The organism is Streptomyces sp. SID11385, from assembly GCF_010548245.1.
Classification (GTDB): Bacteria; Actinomycetota; Actinomycetes; order Streptomycetales; family Streptomycetaceae; genus Streptomyces.
The window spans coordinates 1-227 of the sequence record NZ_JAAGLR010000561.1; the positions used below are offsets into that span (position 1 = coordinate 1).

Genomic DNA, 227 nt, shown 5'->3' on the forward strand with positions numbered 1-227 from the left:
TGCGAGGCCGAGCAGGGCGCCGTCGATCAGTGCCATGTTGGCGCCCTCTCCCACCGGTGGCATCAGGTGTGCGGCATCACCGAGCAGCGTGACGTCCGGCGCCGACGGCCAGGTCAGGCCGGCCGGGAGCGTGGTGATCGACCGCGGTACGACCGTGTCGTCGCAGGCCGCGACCAGTGCGGTGAACCGTGCGTCCCAGCCGGGGAGCAGGCCGATCAGCCGCGCTC

1 pseudogene is annotated in these 227 nt (G+C 72.7%); it reads right to left on the reverse strand.

Going from position 1 to position 227, the window contains the following annotated elements:
• Nucleotides 1-227: pseudogene (locus G3I42_RS16810) on the reverse strand (FAD-dependent monooxygenase); the annotation flags it as partial.